This is a genomic window from Halobellus marinus (assembly GCF_032113415.1).
GTDB classification, from domain to species: Archaea; Halobacteriota; Halobacteria; order Halobacteriales; family Haloferacaceae; genus Haloquadratum; species Haloquadratum marinus.
In genome coordinates this window covers 2,983,305-2,998,417 of the sequence record NZ_CP134946.1, presented here as the reverse complement: position 1 = coordinate 2,998,417, position 15,113 = coordinate 2,983,305, and the positions used below count along the sequence as shown (strand labels likewise).

General features: G+C 60.8%; 15 protein-coding genes. 8 read left to right on the top strand and 7 right to left on the bottom strand.

All coding sequences use genetic code 11. The features are described 5' to 3' along the window. Positions 1-59 precede the first annotated feature (59 nt). Entirely contained in the window at positions 60-1,151 is a 1,092-nt protein-coding gene (locus tag RJT37_RS14845; protein WP_313685654.1) for a DUF7972 family membrane protein, read from the top strand. Positions 1,152-1,730: 579 nt separating this feature from the next. Here RJT37_RS14845 and RJT37_RS14840 read toward each other — a convergent pair. Beyond that, entirely contained in the window at positions 1,731-2,192 is a 462-nt protein-coding gene (locus RJT37_RS14840) for a DUF4112 domain-containing protein (RefSeq protein WP_313685653.1), read from the bottom strand. A gap of 574 nt (positions 2,193-2,766) precedes the next feature. Between RJT37_RS14840 and RJT37_RS14835 the strand changes: the two genes are divergently transcribed. Further along, positions 2,767-3,432: a DUF4396 domain-containing protein gene (locus RJT37_RS14835; RefSeq protein ID WP_313685651.1), complete on the top strand. Its 666-nt coding sequence runs from the start codon at positions 2,767-2,769 to the stop codon at positions 3,430-3,432. A 150-nt stretch (positions 3,433-3,582) separates the two neighbouring features. Here RJT37_RS14835 and RJT37_RS14830 read toward each other — a convergent pair whose 3' ends face one another. From RJT37_RS14830 to RJT37_RS14820, 3 genes are all read right to left on the bottom strand, one after another. Beyond that, positions 3,583-4,938: an APC family permease gene (locus RJT37_RS14830; protein WP_313685649.1), complete on the bottom strand. Its 1,356-nt coding sequence runs from the start codon at positions 4,936-4,938 to the stop codon at positions 3,583-3,585. A 446-nt stretch (positions 4,939-5,384) separates the two neighbouring features. Continuing rightward, on the bottom strand, positions 5,385-5,729 hold the full coding sequence (locus RJT37_RS14825; RefSeq protein WP_313685647.1) for a DUF5615 family PIN-like protein: 345 nt from the start codon (positions 5,727-5,729) through the stop codon (positions 5,385-5,387). Between the two features lies 1 nt (position 5,730). Further along, positions 5,731-6,024, bottom strand: a complete 294-nt coding sequence (locus RJT37_RS14820) for a DUF433 domain-containing protein (RefSeq protein ID WP_313685645.1) — start codon at positions 6,022-6,024, stop codon at positions 5,731-5,733. 270 nt (positions 6,025-6,294) lie between these two features. On the opposite strand from RJT37_RS14820, the gene RJT37_RS14815 reads away from it, so the two are divergent. Beyond that, a complete protein-coding gene (locus RJT37_RS14815; protein WP_313685643.1) occupies positions 6,295-6,576 on the top strand; it encodes a DUF433 domain-containing protein in 282 nt (93 codons plus the stop codon). Continuing rightward, a complete protein-coding gene (locus RJT37_RS14810; protein WP_313685641.1) occupies positions 6,576-6,917 on the top strand; it encodes a DUF5615 family PIN-like protein in 342 nt (113 codons plus the stop codon). Before RJT37_RS14815 ends, RJT37_RS14810 begins: the two co-directional genes overlap by 1 nt. A 327-nt stretch (positions 6,918-7,244) precedes the next feature. Here the strand turns inward: RJT37_RS14810 and RJT37_RS14805 are convergent, their stop codons facing one another. The 3 genes from RJT37_RS14805 to RJT37_RS14795 are packed head-to-tail and all read right to left on the bottom strand — an operon-like array spanning position 7,245 to position 10,602. Further along, complete coding sequence (locus tag RJT37_RS14805) at positions 7,245-7,505, bottom strand: hypothetical protein (RefSeq protein ID WP_313685639.1); 261 nt, start codon at positions 7,503-7,505, stop codon at positions 7,245-7,247. A 52-nt stretch (positions 7,506-7,557) separates the two neighbouring features. Further along, the gene (locus tag RJT37_RS14800) at positions 7,558-8,937 is read right to left on the bottom strand and encodes an NAD(P)/FAD-dependent oxidoreductase (protein ID WP_313685638.1); all 1,380 of its coding nucleotides are present in this window, start codon (positions 8,935-8,937) and stop codon (positions 7,558-7,560) included. A gap of 57 nt (positions 8,938-8,994) precedes the next feature. After that, complete coding sequence (locus RJT37_RS14795) at positions 8,995-10,602, bottom strand: hypothetical protein (protein ID WP_313685636.1); 1,608 nt, start codon at positions 10,600-10,602, stop codon at positions 8,995-8,997. Positions 10,603-10,848: 246 nt separating this feature from the next. Between RJT37_RS14795 and RJT37_RS14790 the strand changes: the two genes are divergently transcribed. The 4 genes from RJT37_RS14790 to fer all read left to right on the top strand — a co-directional run bounded on the left by RJT37_RS14790 (position 10,849) and on the right by fer (position 15,058). Continuing rightward, a complete protein-coding gene (locus RJT37_RS14790) occupies positions 10,849-11,868 on the top strand; it encodes a D-2-hydroxyacid dehydrogenase (protein ID WP_345785370.1) in 1,020 nt (339 codons plus the stop codon). Between the two features lie 438 nt (positions 11,869-12,306). After that, entirely contained in the window at positions 12,307-13,533 is a 1,227-nt protein-coding gene (locus tag RJT37_RS14785; RefSeq protein ID WP_313685634.1) for an RNA-guided endonuclease InsQ/TnpB family protein, read from the top strand. A 67-nt stretch (positions 13,534-13,600) separates the two neighbouring features. Further along, positions 13,601-14,218, top strand: coding sequence for a hypothetical protein (locus RJT37_RS14780; RefSeq protein WP_313685632.1), 618 nt, complete (start codon positions 13,601-13,603; stop codon positions 14,216-14,218). A gap of 123 nt (positions 14,219-14,341) precedes the next feature. Then, positions 14,342-15,058: a ferredoxin Fer gene (fer, locus tag RJT37_RS14775; RefSeq protein WP_313685630.1), complete on the top strand. Its 717-nt coding sequence runs from the start codon at positions 14,342-14,344 to the stop codon at positions 15,056-15,058. Positions 15,059-15,113: the final 55 nt, after the last annotated feature.

The following is a 15,113-nucleotide window of genomic DNA, read 5'->3' as shown; positions in this document are numbered from 1 at the left end:
CCGTTCCCATCGGTTGTGGGGGCTCAAGAATATTTAATCGTGAGCGGAATACGGCTGGTATGAGCGACAATGATGGAAGTCGGCCGAGCGACACGATGCGGGAGCGCGTGCCGGAGAACAGTCGGAAGTTCTGGCTCCTGTTGAACGCGAACCGGTGGCTGGTCGCCACCGTGATCTCGGGCGCCGTGTTCCTCGCGCTCGCCATTATCGGGCACCTCCACCCGACCGGAATGCCGGCGCTGTTCAGCCAGGGAGACCCTATGGAGACGCTGTTCCAGGGGCTGCTGACGTCCATTATCACGGGTGTCACGCTCGTGCTCGCGCTCAGTCAGCTCGTCCTCTCTCAGGAACTGGGACCGGTCGGGGATCAGCGCGAGCGCATGGAGGGCGCGATGACGTTCCGGAAGGACGTCGAGGACGTCATCGAGGAGCCCGTGAGTCCCGCCCAGCCCTCGGCGTTCCTGCGGTCGCTCGTGAAACTCACGAAGCGACGCGCCGAAGCCGTCTCGGACGCCATCCAGGGCATTGACGACGAGACCCTCACCGATCAGGTGACCGCGTTCACAGGGAACGTGAAGGGGAACGCGGACGCCGTCGAGAACGGCCTCAAGGACGCCCAGTTCGGGGAGTTCGACGTGGTGTTCTCCGCGCTGAACTACAACTACTCGTGGAAGCTCTACGCCGCCCGCCGCATCCGTGCGGAGAACGATGACGCACTTACCGAGGATGCTCGCGCGGCGTTCGACGAACTCATCGACGCGCTCGAACTGTTCGGGCCGGCGCGCGAGCACTTCAAGACGCTGTACTTCCAGTGGGCGCTCATCGACCTCTCCCGGACGATGCTGTACGCGTCCATACCGGCGCTCCTCACGGCGGTCGCGGGCATCGTCTACCTCGAACCTGCGCTGTTCCCGGGGACCGTGTTCGGCGTGCGCCCGCTCGTCGTGGTGGTGAGCGCGGGCGTGGCCGTCTCCCTGCTGCCGTTCGCGTTCCTGTTATCCTACATTCTTCGCATCGTCACCGTGACGAAGCGCACGCTCTCCATCGGACCGTTCATCCTCCGGGAGACCGACCGGTCCCGAGACCTCACCTGGGGCGACACCGAAGCGAAGACCGGGGAGAGCGCAGGCGTTGGCGATGAGAGTACGTAACGCGGACGTCGGCTGTTCAATCGGCCCAGCGGACGTTCTCGTAGCCGAGGTGTCGGGACGAGTTACAGTCCGGGTTCATACCATAGCCGACAGACTTGTTAGAACCCCCGATTACGACGCGTGTAGAAAACTGCGAGTCCGAGTACACAGAGACCAACCCCTACCAAAGGCCATCTCCGGGCAGTAGTGTGAGAAGATGGTCACGATTCTGATGTCAGAAGCGACCATCCAAGCGTTGTCTGAGATGATATAGTGGTCATAGCGGTGGAGAGGGTTAAATCACCTGAAGATTCGAAACATACGCAGATGCGCTCTACCAGATGATTCTGGGATAGACAAGAGAAACAAACTGCCATCCTCCGCTGCACACACTCTGTATCTCGCACGCATATTCTGAGGGAGGGTCGCTCTGGCTCTGCAAGAGGCAGCACGCGAATGCAGTACGAGGTAGCCCTAGTGCCTCTTCAACGCTGGGCTGCTAGATTGAATTCGCCAACAAACCAACAATATCGGCCGCATCGAGGTCTACACGCAGATCGTAGATTTCCTCGACGGTCACGTTGAGTCCAGCGATTCGCCTCAGTCGTCAGGTTCGATAGGAATGTCGACGCCGTCGTCTGTCCTGCCGCCGGCCCCATCTGTCTCCACCGCCTCGGCGAGGTCTTCCAGTGTGAGCGCGACGTTGCGCTTGTTCGCCTTCCAGAGCGCGTCGATCACAGTTCCGACGTAGGGGATGGATCCCCCCACCACGTCGATAGTGATGTTGGCGAGCATCTCCACAAGCGTCGTGAAGGAGACACCGAGATACGCCGACTCGGCGACGATGTACAGGGAGAAGGCGCCACTCACTAGGTCGCCAGCGACGGGGAGTGCTCCCAGAACGGGGTCGATTCCGATGCGAAAACCGATGCCGGGTACGCGCACGCTCTCGTCGAGTATATACGCGACCGTCTCCATCCGCTTGAGGGCGGCCTCATCGACGTTCTCCGGTAGTTCACCATCGAAGTCTATGTCGAACCGCGATTCGAAGGCCGCGGGCATAAAGAGATGGTTCGGACGGGAGACGGAAAACCTGTGCGGTGGATTTCGTGCGACACGAGTTGGAGTTCGATCGTGAGTTACTACTTCCCAGTATGGGCCGTTTATCGGCTGTATCTGGCAGTTCGAGTCTGAAGCGGCTCTAGTAGGGGACTCTGAAGGAGTGGAAACCCCAGATATTCCCCTCGTCAGCGACAACCCTGTGGTATGGCTGAACTCTGTGATAAGTGTGGGACTGAACTTGACCCATCGCAGGCCCGCCACCAGCAATACCAAATCGAGCACGCATCGGATTCGGTCGAGACGCTGGAGGGCCGTCTGTGTTCGGATTGTTTCTGGGACTTAAAGGAGTGGCTCGAAACGGAGCAGGTCACCTAACGGCATTCCGAAGATTGCCCGATACATACTCTGTGTCGGGCCCCGCGTTTCTGACCGTATTTACGGAGTTTGTCAAGCGAGTGCTGAACGTATCGCACGTATGTCCCACTGAACGATGTGACCTGAAACGAGTGATGTCCGGTCCCATATCACGAAACTCACCAAAACATGATAAAGGCTATAGCCGCTTTAATTGACAATGGGATTTCAGCAGACCTTACAAAGTCTTCTCACGAATCCGATGTACCTCACAACGTGGGGGGTACTCGTCGCGCTTTCACTCTCGGTGCTCGTATGGGATCTCTGGAAGAACAACTCGGAACTCCCCAGTTTGATGAAGTTCGTCTGGGGGTTCACGGTACTGTACTCCGGGCCAATCGGTCTCGCCGGCTACTGGTGGTCGGGACGCACGCAGATTAACCACGACTCACTCTGGCGGAGGGGCTTTCGCTCGGTCAGCCATTGTTATTCAGGGTGCGGGACCGGGGAGGTCCTCGGCGTCTCCATTGCAGTCGGTCTGCTTTCGTTCAAAACAACCGGGACAATTCTTCTCTCCTTCACCTTGGCGTACTTGGGCGGATATCTGTTGACGGTCGGGCCGCTGATGCAGGAAGGTGTCGGGCTCAATGAGGCGCTCAAAGACGCCTTCTATTCGGAGACCGCCAGCATCACCGTCATGGAGATCGTCGCCATCGGAACCGATGTCTGGCTCGCCGGCGAAGCCGGGATGGGCGAGATACTGTTCTGGACGGCACTGGTGTTCTCACTCACGATGGGGCTCATCGCGGCCTATCCAGTCAACCTCCTGCTCATCAACTTTGGCGTCAAGGAAGGGATGATGAACCCAGCGAAGATGAGTGCCTGAACAGTTGGTTCTGAAGCATAGCCCATGATGTCAGTGCTGAAGTAAGCTGCTGTGTCGGCCCCCGCGTTTCTAACCGTATTTGCGGAGCTAGTCAAGCGAGTGCTGAACGTATCGCGGGTATTCACTTGAAAAGACGGTGAACAGACAGGGTCAGTTGCTCTCGTCGATATCTCCGGGAATCGGCTCGAATTCCGTGACTTCCTCTTCAATGATGTCGCGCTCGAAGTAGAGGAGTTCAACGGCAAGCACGAGAACGGCGATACCAAGCACCATATAGAACGTGTTCGGCTCCCGAGTGTACAGGTTGTACATCATCAGCGGGAAGAACGCCAGCGCACCGACTGTTCCGATTGCGGGGATGACAGCGTTCACCTCGTCGTGATCACGCTGGCGGAACGCAAGGTAGCTCATTGACCCGAAAACGAGGATGAACGATAGCGATGCGAACGAGGTGATGGCACCGAGCCCACCGAACCACGTAAACGCCCCAGTGATGGCACCCAGTACGAGGACTGTCCGCTCGGGAATGCCGTCAGCATCCGAACTCCCGATCTGATCGGGGAGGATGTCGTCACCGAGCATTCCCTTGGCGAAATACGCCGACGAGAACAGGGTCGCGTTGATGGCGCTCCCCGTCGAGAACAACGCCGACAGCGCAAGGATGACTGCTCCGAGTTGTGCCAGCCCGTAGGGCTGCATCATCAGTGAGGCGGCGTCCTTCAGCGCGACGTGCGGGTGGGACGTGAGCGCCTGCGGAACGAGGTTTACCGTCACCATTCCCACTAGAATATAGATTGCAACGGCGACCGGGATGGAGATGTACACGGCCTTCCGGATAGTATCGACGGGGTTCTCGATACCCTCTTGATCGTAGTACAGGAGCTGCCAGCCCTGAAACGCCACGAACGAGATGGCCGCCGCCATGAGGGGACCGAATCCACCAAGCTGGCTAACACCATACTCGAACTGCGCACCACTGAATCCAAACGCATACACCAGCCCGAGAAGACCGAACACGACGAGAATGCCAACCTTCAGTGCAACAAGGACGTTCTCTGCGGCTCCGGTGGTCCGCGACCCGAGCAGGTTGAGGCCGACGAACCCGGCTACCGCCAAGACCGAGATGAGCGGTCTGGTCGGGACCTCCAGAACGCTCCCTGGGATGATGCCGAAAGCAACCGAGAACTCACCGAATGCGAAGGCGTACATCGCCATCGAACCGATGTAGCCAAACAGGAGCGTCCAGCCGACGATTCCAGCCAGAGTGGAGTTGCCGAGATAACACTGGACGAACGTCACAGAGCCGCCCTGGTTGTCCGTGAGACTGTTGAGCTTGTTGTACGAGTAGCCCGCACACGTGGCAACGATTCCGGCGGCGAGAAACGCGACCCAGATGGCGGACATCGTTATGTTTGCCACCACACCGAGTACGGCGTAGATGCCACCTCCGATCATACCGCCGAGTGCCATTGAGATACTCTCTTTCAGTCCGAGGCTGTCAGTCATGGCAATCGAGCTCCATTCAATTCCCTCCTTTTTAGGTCAGAGAGGCTTGCGAGAGGTGAAATCTTCGCTTGTTGCGGCAGGATAATTGCGAGGTTCCACTCTGATGTGGACTCCCTCTAAACTGAATGAATGGTCTCGTTTTGACTCTACGCGCTGTTTGCAGCACGGACATCTAAACCTGACAGATGTAGAACTCCCGATAGGCCTCATCCCAGGCTTGTCACCATCGACAATTTTCGATATTTGCTTAGACAGAGGTGTCAATACGGCGGTTTTTCTTCAGCGATAGGCAGTAGTTAGAGCAATTCATATTATTGGTAGATAATTCTAATAACACACTCAAAATGTACGCCCGGAACACTACCGGACGAGTTTCTACTAGTAGGCTCGGTGGAAGTGTCTTGGCTGATTTGAAGGTCTCAAGGTCGTACAATCAGCATCCTCGATCAAACCCACGGGTCGAGTTCCTCGCGTCCACCGAACGAATCTCGATTCGGATACGCTTCGGTCATCGTAATTAGGCCAGATGCGACCTGATACGCCGGCATCGTATCGTCATAGAGCAGGACGATACCAGCGTGAGCGTCGGATGGTAACCCACCGAAATCGTTCACGTCGCTCGTCACGACGATCAGTTCGTGTTCTCGGGCGTACGGTAAGACATCTGCTTCGTCATCGGCTCCTTGCCAGAGCACGTCACGGACGTGCTCGGCGTAAATCTCTTCTTTCGCTAAATACGTGGCTGTCTTTGGATCGATGTTCTCATCGAGGAGAAAGCGCCACCCGCTCATCTCAGGCGGCATCGGGATCGACGCCTTCGGGACGATCGATCGACTCGCGGAAGTCCGCTATCGCATCGTCGCGCTCCTCTTCTGCGTCACGCATCTCTCGCGGGTGGTCGTGATAGTACGCCAGCGCGTGGTACACGTCAGCGATGTCGAGATCGTACCGATCGGCAACAGCCTCGGGGCCTTCATCACGTTCTTCGACGAGGGCGTACACCTGACGGACGCTGATTCGGCGGCCACGGATGTGGGGCTCGCTCAGCAGGTCGTGTGCGATCCGCCGGGCATCTCCCTCGGACATACCTATACATTGCTGCTACTCCCGCAAAAACATACTGCTGGCGTATAGACGAAATGATGTGGCTGCTCGATTTCGATCGGGTTGTCTTCATTTATTAGCGGGGGAACGTGGATGCCCTGAGGCAATTCGATACCAGCAACTACCTTAGCACATCTGAAATGTACGCCCGGAACACTACCGAACGAATTTCTACTAGTAGGTTCGGTGAAACTGAAACCAGACAGAAGCCCAGTCCAGACGTTCAAGTATGATGGCGGCGTAGCGTACAGTATGAGCCAGGTGACGAGGCGTATCGTGCGGGAAATCCACGACGAGCCGCATCTCGAAGGCCGACGGATTACCGTTCAGTTTCTCAAAGAACAGGTCGAAGAGCGGGGGCTCTCTCCGAGAACGGTCGCCGATCGCCACGACCTCGACGTGGCCGATGTCTATCGGGCGCTCACCTACTATTATGACCATCCTGAAGAGATGCGTACGATCGAACGCCAGCGGCGATCCGCGATTGAAGAACACGACCACTTGACGACCGATCCCGACAGTGTGCGTGACTAATGGGGTATCGCATCCTCGCTGACGAAAACGTCGAGCAGGCGACGATCAACTACCTGCGGAAACTCGGTCACGATGTCGAATGGGTTGGAGATATCGAAGAACTCCGTCTTGGCGCTGGCGATGGATCGATCGCTACGTACGGACGCGAGACGAACCGCCTCATTCTTACTCAGGATGACGACTTCTTTACCCAGCTGGATATTGGGGATACCGCTGGCATTCTCTTCCAGAAGGATCAGACACTTTCGGCCCGAGAGGTCGGAGACATCATCCACGAACTTTCCGAGTACATCGACCAGTCCGATGTGACGCTCGAATACGTGAGTCGGAACTGGTTATAGAGGTTTTTCAGTGAGTATATGGAAATTTCGCCCGGAACACTAACGACCGGCCTCATCCCGGGGCTGCGTGCCGCGTCGGCCGGGAAACCCTCGTGTCGGGCGGTCCGTCTTTCGGGCACGGACAGTCCACAGGTGTCGCACACCCGGGTTCGCCGTCGATTCATCGCTCCCGTGATGGGAGAACTCGGACGGGGACTGAGGGTGCGCACCTGTCTGTAGGGCATCGAGACTCAAGGCCGTTCCGACTCCAGGAACGGCGAACTCGAGCGCGGGAGTGGCGGCTCCCCCCATCGCTTCCGACCGTTCATCAGTCGTGGTGCCCGGGCGTCAGCCGATCGTCCGTCGGTGGTACGCCCATCCCCACAGGAACGTGAATACGACTAGGAGACCGATCGTGCCGGTGCTCACCAGAAGGTCCGGTCGAGTGACTACCCCGACCTGTTCGAGCGTTCGTCTGGCCACAGCGTTCGCGTACGCGACGAGTTCCCGCGTACTCACGAGGTGTCGAAGGATGTCCTTCAGATAGGAAGCCGAAACCATCGCGACTAACGCGGCGACAGCGTGGGAGGCACCCGTTCGGTGCGGCATATCGTCCCGTCGTCGTGTCGGTGTAAAAATAGTTTCGCGAACTACCGCGCCGCTACACCGAATACTCGGATTCGGTAAGCTGGACGTACTTGCCCTTCCGGTAGGAGAACTTCGTCCGTTTGTAGCTTGTGACGAGCCTTGCCGCACCGAAACCAGCGCGGACGTTGCTCGTGTCGAACAGGCCGTACCCGTCGCTTTTGTCCATCAGTTTCTGTGCCGTCGAGAACGCCCAGTCCCAGTCGTCCGGTTCGTAGTCGCGGACCACCTCTGCCATCGCGACGTTCCGGAGGACCTCGTCGCCGATCGCGTCTTTCCAGCGATCGTTGTACCCGGAGAGATCACCGCTGGCGGCGAGTTCGCCCGCGATCGCTCCCGTTCGGACCGCCGTGTGATCGCCGCCTTCGTGGAAGGCCGACGTCGCTCCCATCGCGCCGCCGACGACCGCGATCCCGGCGGCAGTCGGCGAATCGATCGGTCGGGTCGAGGAGATGGCGTACGTCTCCGTGCCGTCGGACTTCCCCCGGTCCTCGACAAGTGGGAAGTCTCCGGGGACGTCGTACTCGTCGCCGTACTCCTGCTCTAAGAGTCGGCGAAGGTACTCCTTACCCTGGGGGATCCGCTCGTCGTCGGGTTCGATGAGCGGGTACGCCCCCCGGTTCTCGATATCGGCGATGTCCAGCCCGATCGGCATCGTCAGCCCGATCCGTGCCACGTTGTCGTCGTTCGGGAAGATCCACGGGTAGGCGGTGTGGCCGGGCATGTGCCCCCACCAGAACTTGATCGCTCCCGAAACTTCGGCGAAGACTTCCTCGGGGAGCCGACGGTGTTCCTGGTAGGCGATGTGGTTGGCCTCGCGGGTCGAGAGCCGCTCGGTCACGTCGAACGGCAGCAACTCGTCTAAGACGCCGTTCGTGACCTGTCGCTGTGGGCCGTCGGCGAGGATCAGGAGGTCGGCGCCGATCGGCTCGCCGCTCGCGAGTTCGAGCCGATGACGCGGCCCCTCGTCGCGGTCGACCTCGACGCCACGGACCGACATCCCCGTTCGGTAGCTTGCGCCCGCCCCCTCGGCGCGGTCGCGAAGGAAGTCGTCGAACCGGGCCCGCTGCATACAGAACCCGAACTCGTCGTACGATGATTCGATCCCGGTCGAACGCAGCGTCAGCGACTCGGTGGGGCCGATGAACTCCGCGCGGTCGAGCGTCCCGAGGACGACGTCGTCGGGCATCTCGTCGGGGTGGATACCCATAATGTCGACCCAGTAGTCCAGAATGCCCGCTGCGTCCGTCGAATCCGGGCCCAGTCGATCGGGCCGATCGGACCGCGGCACACCCTTCTCCAACACCACCGCCGACGCGCCGGCCGACGCCGCGGCGTGGGCGGCCGACGACCCCGCGGGACCGCCGCCGACGATCGCCACGTCGAATCGCTCCATATGTCCAAGCGATGCCGGTTCGGTATTATACTGTCGGAGGGACGGCGGGCGTCCGCTTCACCCCTTCGCCGTCACGTTGGTGCCGGTCGCGTTCCTGCCGGTCGAGTTCGTGTTGCTCCCCTGAACGATGCGGACGCTCTCGTTCCCATAGACTTCGAGCGTCTCGACGACGGTTCCGTTCGGCGCGACCCGTTCGATCACGAGCGACGGCGTCCGTTCGTCGTCCCCGCCGGCATCCGCCGGTTGTGTCGTCACGTCGCGTCCCTCGAGGAAGGCGGTCACTTCCGGCGTGGTACTGACCTCGCGGACGTCACTCGACCGGGCGTTCACGAACGCCGTGTACGCGATTCCGCTGCTGTCGGTCGGGACGACTCTGACCTCCCAGTAGAGTTGGCCATCGACGACGACCGGGATCGGCTCCGACGGCGTGAACCGGTTCCAGTCGGTCGTCCGAGCCGCCTGGCGGACGTAGTCCGTTGCCTTCCGAGCCCCGAACAGCGATTCAGTCGGGGTGTACACCTCGTATTCGCCGGTTCGGCCGTCGATTATCCAGACCTCTTTCAGCCCCTGGGCCTGGCCGTACGGTTCGACTGCGACGACGTACTGCGGCCCGTCGTCGGTGAAGACGAGGAACGGTTGGTCGTTGTTCTCACCGGGAACGGGCGCCACCTCGACCTCGTCGCGGTGGCTGGTGAACGTGTTGACGATCCCGTTTCTGTACTTCGTTGCGGCGACTTTCTGGCGTGCCAACTCGAACGGGTAGAGCTTCTGTTCCTGCAGGGCCGGGTGGTTTCGGGCCGCCTGCGGCGAGAGATCCTCGACGGTGCCGTCGCGGTCGATCAGGACCACGCCGCCCCATTCGGGCGTCGTGTAGGGCAGCGGCAGCCAGTGGAACTCCGGTTTCGTGTACGGCACCGCGATGTGCTGTTCGCCCTCGTGGACGACCAGATACGGATCCTCGTAGTTGACCAGGTAGTTCCCCCGTTTGAGCATCGTGAAACGGTAGTTGTTGTAGAACGCCGGCCCGATTCCCTTCCGGAAGTCCCCGACGACGGTGTCGACCTCGGCGTTCTGTTCGGTCATATCGACCAGCACCGTGCCGTGTTGCTGTTTCGTGTAGTAGTTGAACGCGCCGTCGGGCGCGAGCGCGTACGACCAGTACGGCGTTCCGTTCCGGACGGTGATGTCACCGCCGGCGATGCGGTATTGGGGGAAGTTGAGCGTGTTCGAGGCGTACCGCGAGGCGACGCTCTTCGGGACGACGCGTGGCTTCGTCGGGTCGGTCTCCGAGAGGTTCTCCGCCGTAGTCGCCGTGTCGATGGTACGCTTCCCGAGATCTTCGCCGGCCAGCAGACCGGTGCCTCCTGCACCGGCGACGAGGACGAGGACGACGACGGTGATCCCGATCTGTCCACCCGCCAGAGCGCCGAACTGTCGACGAACGAGGAGCGTGATTCCGATTCCGAGCACGACAGCAAGGGGGACGATCGGCGTCGTGTAGATCCCGTAAACGATGCCCTGGAGCCACGGCCGGAAATACCAGGCGAGCACGGCCGCAACGATCGCTGCCGTCGCCGTCAGGGCGGCGAGTCGTCGTGGGCTCCGGGCGCGCATCCGGGCCAGTCGCTGCCACATCGCGACGATGAGTTCGTCGAGGGAGGGCATACACTGCGACATCGTGATTGAAGGCGCATTACAGCATCGACATGGATCCGTGTGCAGTCCAGCCAAAGGCCTCCCAGGGTGGTGGCTGGGTGTAACCGAGACGGCGGGCAGCGAGCCGAGGGCAGAACTACTTGCCTTGAAGATCCCGGGCCCCTATCGCGCCCACTCCGATCCGGTTCTCGGCGGCGGAACGGCGCCCGACCGAAGATACATACAAGTGGTGGACGCAGGTCACCGTGACTCACGATGGTGCCTGAGGATCCAGACGCTGTGACCGATGCCGCCGCGAGGCCGACCGAGCAGCACGCTGCTGACGATCCAGACGTGGTCGTGCTTCGCCGCACCGCCAACGGCCTCTCGGCGGCTGACTACGCGCAGACGCTTCGCGACCGACTTCCGGAACGGGAGGTGGTCCACGCACGGACGCCGGAGGCGGAGCGACGACTCATCCGGGAGGCGTCGATCGCAACCGGCCTCGCGATCGACGAGGCACTGCTCGCCGAGGCCGCCAACCTCGATCTGTTTGCTGCGACTGTCGCCGGGACTGACCACCTCCCGCTCGAAGCGTTCGAGGAGCGCGGGATTCCCGTGACCAACGCTTCGGGCGTCCACGCGACCCCGATCGCCGAATACGTGGTCGGGTGGTTGCTGTCCTTTTCCGCGCGCTTCCACAAAGCCGAGCGGCAGCGGGCCGACGGGGAGTGGCGATCGTACCCCAAAGACGAACTCGCGGGGTCGACGGTGACCGTGATCGGCCTGGGGGCAATCGGGACGGCCGTCGTCGATCGGCTGGCACCCTTCGGCGTCGAGACGATCGGGATCCGGTACACGCCGGAAAAGGGTGGCCCAACAGACGAGGTCGTCGGCTTCGATCAGGTGGCCGTCCACGACGCGCTCTCCCGCTCGGAGTACGTCGTCCTCGCCTGCCCGCTCACCGACGTCACCGAAGGACTGCTCGATCACGACGCGTTCCAGACGATGCCCTCGGAGGCCGTCCTCGTCAACATCGCCCGCGGGCCGGTCGTCGACACCGACGCCCTCGTGTGGGCGCTCGGGGAGAACGCGATCCGCGGGGCCGCACTCGACGTGACCGATCCCGAACCGCTCCCGAACGATCACCCGCTGTGGGACTTCGGGAACGTCCACATCACGCCCCACAACGCCGGATACACGCCGAAGTACTGGGAGCGGATGGCCGACATCATCGCCGAGAACGTAAAGCGTATGGAAGCAGGTAGCGACGACCTGCGTAACCGGGTCGTGTGACCCGTTCTTACGAGTGGCGGACGGTGTGCCGCACCAAATCGGTCTTTCACGCGCTTTATCACTTCTGATTAAATGAGTCTCCGTGTGGGTTGATAACATTCCGGATCTAAGACCTTGTTGGGGGACGACCGTTCGACATCTAGCCCCACCGACACGTGCCCCCACCACACAACGCGTCTCCCACAGGAGGGCGGGCTCCCTATGGGCCGTCGCCGCCCGCCCTCGTCGTCTCCACGCTGTCCCCATTTTTGACATCGGCGGTGACCGTCGGTGCTGCTCTGCGGCTGTGTTGTCCCGTGCTCAGTGCTTGCTCGCGAGCCCCCGCAGTCAGATTTACAGAATGCAAGGAGAATGCCCCCGGGGCTTGACCCCGGGGTTGAATCCGACAACTCGTGATACAATACATTAAGTGAACACGTCTTTAACCAGAAGACAGCGATGGAGTGCAGTCACCGGTACCCCGCATATCCGACACAAGGGGTAGCGGCTGAACTGGAACGTCACATCGACATTCATCGCCAAGCGTACAACTACACCTTGTACGAGTACGAAAACGTGGACGCCGAGGACATCGGCTCCGCGTACAAACATCATTCTCGACTCCCCGACTGGAAAGACGAGTTCCCCATCTTTTCGGAAGTCAATTCGAAGGCTCTGCAACGAACTGTCACACGGTTCTACCACAACCTCGATGGACTCTCTGAAAAGAAACAAAACGGGCGAAAGGTCGGGAAACTCAAGTGGAAGTCGCCACGGGAGTTTCAGAGTATGACGTTTTCGCAGTCCGGCTTCGAACTCAAAAACACGAGTGGCCGACACGCGACACTCTGGCTCTCCAAAATCGGAGACATCAACATCCGCTACCACCGCGACATCCCTGACGAAGCGTCCATCAAAGAGGTCACGGTCAAGAAGGAGACGACTGGCGACTGGTTCGTCTCGTTCGGCCTCGAATCCGACGAGGCTGACCGTCCCGAGAAACCTGATGTGGACTCGCTTGATTCGAGCAACAGTATCGGCGTTGACCTCGGTATTCTCAACTACATCCACACCAGCGACGGTAAGACTGTGGACTGGCTTGATCTCGAAGATAAGTACGAGCGACTCCGCCGTGAGCAACGCAAGCTCTCACGGAAGCAGAAAGGGTCGAACAACTTCGAGAAGCAACGCCGAGAAGTGGCGAAGGTGAAGCGGCATATCCGGCGGAAGGTGCTGGATTACCAGCATAAGATAACGACGTGGCTCGTCCGTGAGTATGACGCAGTTTTTGTTGAGGATTTGGACGTGAAGGGGATGCTGGAAGACTCGCACAACGCTCGGAACAAGCAGGACGCGGCGTGGCGACAGTTCATCTCCCTTCTTGAATACAAAGGCGAGTTGTACGGCACGCACGTCGTTCAGGTAGAACCCGAGGGGACGACGAAGGAGTGTGCGTCGTGCGGTGTAGAAACAGCGAAGCCCGTTTGGGTGCGGGAACACTCCTGCCCGTCGTGTGGGCTTGAGTGTGACCGTGACGCGAACGCGGCGATGAATGTCCTTCAACGCGGCTTTTCTGAACTAGGGCTGGGATGGCCCGAAGACACGCCTGTGGAGACTGCGCTCCCTACGGACACCACTCAGGTGTCTGCAAAGCGCGTCGTAGAAGCAGGAAGCCTCGGGGCTTGACCCCGAGGTGATTCACGCGAAACCTTCCACCGACAGATCCTTACACGGCACGCCGGGAGTACTGCCGATGATCTGTCCATACTGCGGGACTGTCGACGACGCCACGCCGACACCGACGAAGACGTCGAAGGGAACCACCGAGGCGCTCGGCGACTGTCCGGACTGCAGGCGGACGGTCTGGGCCTATCCCACCGGAAAATCGAGCGAAGCGAGCCAACTGGCGACCGTTCGGGCCGGCGAGACCCGCGAGGTCGCGCTCGCGGACGCCTACGTCGACTATGCGGGCGGCGCAACCCACGAGGACCGCGGCCGTACCGCCGACATCGACCGCCGGGTCGTCGACGAGGACGGCGACCTGCTGTACTTCCTGGAGATCAAGGAGCGCTCCTGTTCGCTGAACGGTTACCGGAAGACGATGTTCCCGTACGCGAAGATCGAGGCCGCCGAGCGACTGATCGACGAGCACGACGCGCCAGTCCATGTGGTCCTGAAATTCCTCGACTGCTGGGCCCGGGACGTCGTCGACCCGGACCGTGACTACGAGTCGGGCGACGAGCCGTTCTTCCCCGGCTACCGCCCCAGCCAGGCCACGAGCGATCGACAGGTCCCGGTCCGGATTCCCGTCGAGGACCTCGAAGTCCTGTCGCTGCGGGACGGCTGTGAGGTCCTCGACGGCGACCGGTGACGATCACGCGAGTGACTCCCACGATGCCGCGAAGGACCCCCCTTCCAGCCGCCGAATCGAGGGGAGAAATCAAGCTCTGGCCGAAGGGGAGGACTTAAGCGCGTTATGTCCTAAGACGGGCGCGTGGCGACGCCGTACGACGTCCTCGGGATCGATGCCGGCGCCGACGAGGCGGCCGTGGTCCGGGCCTACCGGCAACGGGTAAAGGAAGCCCACCCCGATCACGGAGGATCGCTGGAGGAGTTCGAACGCGTCAGGCGTGCCTACGAACATCTCTCCGCCGGACGAGACCCCGAGACATTCGAGACAGGAGCCGACGATCGAAGTGGGACCGCAGACTCCTCGGCGGCCGGCGATGGCGCGGAGGGAGACCGGGAAGACGGAACCGAGGACACAGACGACGACGGCCGGACGCTCGGGCCGACCGTCGAATATCTCGATTATGCGGTCATCGAGGCCCAGGGCTGGGCACTGAGCGATGAAGACCTCTTCGAGAAGGCGGAGGCGGCGGACCTCGACGTCGACCGGTATGGGCTCTTGGTGATGGAAGACAGAGAGACCATCCTCGAGGCCGCCGAACGGTACGGGTTCTCGTGGCCGTACGCGTGCCGGGGCGGTGCGTGTGCGAACTGTGCCGTGGCGGTCGTCGAGGGCGAAGTCGAGATGCCAGTCAGCACCGTTCTGACCGAGGAGATGAAAGAGCAAGGCGTCCGGCTTTCCTGTATCGCCGAACCCGTGACCGACGAGCTCAAAGTCGTCTTCAACATCGAGCGGTTACCGGGGCTCGCGGAACTCCGGCTTCCCGCGGAGGGGTTCGAGAGCGCCGGAGCCGGCGACTGACGCGGTATCCCCGCTACCAACGCAGTGAGAACGGGACGAAGTTTCAAGACGGCAG